The sequence below is a fragment of the Facivitalis istanbulensis genome (assembly GCF_040560405.1).
Taxonomy (GTDB): domain Bacteria; phylum Pseudomonadota; class Alphaproteobacteria; order Sphingomonadales; family Sphingomonadaceae; genus Sphingomonas; species Sphingomonas istanbulensis.
The window spans coordinates 1-841 of the sequence record NZ_JAVSCQ010000078.1; the positions used below are offsets into that span (position 1 = coordinate 1).

Here is an 841-nt window from a genome sequence, read left to right on the forward strand (position 1 = left end):
TAGGGTCAGGACTCATTGGTCATAGCCAGAAGATGACGGTGGCCGCGAGGGCGACGGCAGAGAAGAAGACGGTTGGGCAGCGGTCGTAGCGAGTTGCGACGCGGCGCCAATCCTTCAGACGGCCGAACATGATCTCGATGCGGCTGCGGCGCCGGTAGCGGCGCTTGTCGTATCTGACCGGCTCGTTGCGCGATCTGCGGCCCGGGATGCAGGGCTGGATGCCTTTGGCTTCCAGGGCGTCTCTGAACCAATCGGCATCATAACCACGGTCGCCAAGCAGCCACTGTGCTTTCGGCAGATCGTCGAGCAAGGCTGCCGCGCCGGTGTAGTCGCTGACCTGCCCGGCGGTCATGAAGAAGCTCAAGGGCCGCCCGTCCGCATCGCTGACGGCGTGCAGTTTGGTGTTCATGCCGCCTTTCGTGCGGCCGATCAGACGGCCGAGATCCCCTTTTTTACCCGCAGACTCGATGCCGTGCGGTGTGCCTTCAGGTAGGTCGCGTCGATCATGACGGTCTTCGGCACGGCCTCCGCTGCCGCGAGACCTTCCATCATTCGCAGGAAAATACCCCTCTCGCTCCACCGCTTCCAGCGATTGTAGAGCGTCTTGTGCGGCCCATAGTCCTTCGGTGCATCACACCAGCGTAGCCCGTTGCGATTGACGAAAATGATGCCGCTGAGCACCCGCCGATCATCGACCCGAGGCTTGCCATGGCTCTTGGGAAAGAACGGTTGCAGACGCGCCATCTGCTCATCCGTCAGCCAGTACAGGTCGCTCATCCACTCTCTCCTCACGGAGCCTGAATCAGATCGCGCCTCCCACATCAATGGGTCCTGACCCTAG

At 62.0% G+C, this 841-nt stretch carries 1 protein-coding gene; it reads right to left on the bottom strand.

Annotated elements, in window-relative coordinates; genetic code table 11:
• Positions 1–19: 19 nt before the first annotated feature.
• Positions 20–777, bottom strand: a protein-coding gene (locus RN629_RS18230) for an IS5 family transposase (protein WP_096614366.1) whose coding sequence is annotated in 2 segments (ribosomal slippage) — positions 20–456 and positions 456–777 — 759 coding nt in all. Because the reading frame shifts where the segments join, the coding sequence is not laid out codon by codon here.
• Positions 778–841 lie beyond the last annotated feature (64 nt).